Origin of the sequence: Gilliamella sp. GillExp13, assembly GCF_001690815.1 — a bacterium.
GTDB lineage: Bacteria > Pseudomonadota > Gammaproteobacteria > Enterobacterales > Orbaceae > Gilliamella > Gilliamella bombi.
Genome location: NZ_LZHJ01000145.1, coordinates 1 through 789 on the forward strand (window position 1 = coordinate 1; position 789 = coordinate 789).

The following is a 789-nucleotide window of genomic DNA, read 5'->3' on the forward strand; positions in this document are numbered from 1 at the left end:
CAATTAAACAACGTCCAAGTTATGTAGAAAGCCGGAAAACGCGAGGACATTGGGAGGGAGATACGATTATTAGCCGTAAAGACAAGCAAGCATTGGTGACATTAGTTGAACGCAAAACAGAGCTAGTATTAATTGGGCGCCTCAATCAACGTACCGCCTCCGAAACGAGAGATATGATAATAAAATTGCTAACGCCGTTTAAAAAAATGGTTAAAAGCATCACCTTTGATAATGGAACCGAATTTAATTATCATCATGCTATTGAGCATTATTTAAACACCACCGTGTACTGGTATGTCCACACTTTTTAGTACCAAAAAGATAAGGTCATCGATTTCTTTTGTATTCAATCGGCGACTGGTAATTTAATGTTGAATGAAGTCGATTATAATTAAACCAATCCACATAGTGATTAAATTCCAATTTAAGTTGCGCCAGTGAATCAAAAATAGTATTTGACACAAATTCTGTTTTCACTGCTTTGAATGTGCTTTCTGCAATTGCGTTATCATAGGGGCAGCCTTTGCGACTTAAGGACCGTTTAATTCCAAATGCTGTTAAACATTCATCAATCAAATGATTATCAAACTCTTTTCCTCTATCAGAATGAAACAACTCAATCGTCTGTAAGTTCATTGGAATTTGACTCATAGCTTGCATGACCAGTGCCGCTGTTTTATGCCTGCCAGCACTTCGCCCCACTATTTCTCGATTACTGATATCAACAATTACACAAAGGTAGTGCCAACGTTGTTTAACCCTTACATAGGTTAAATCGGTCACCAATAT

At 37.4% G+C, this 789-nt stretch carries 2 protein-coding genes; one reads left to right on the forward strand and one right to left on the reverse strand.

Annotated features, from left to right (window positions below):
- On the forward strand, nucleotides 1-311 hold a 311-nt coding region (locus tag A9G37_RS10100), incomplete at its 5' end, for an IS30 family transposase (protein WP_141671174.1).
- A 16-nt stretch (nucleotides 312-327) separates the two neighbouring features.
- Here the strand turns inward: A9G37_RS10100 and A9G37_RS10105 are convergent.
- Nucleotides 328-789, reverse strand: a 462-nt coding sequence (locus tag A9G37_RS10105) for an IS3 family transposase (protein ID WP_176701902.1), incomplete at its 5' end; no start/stop codon positions are given.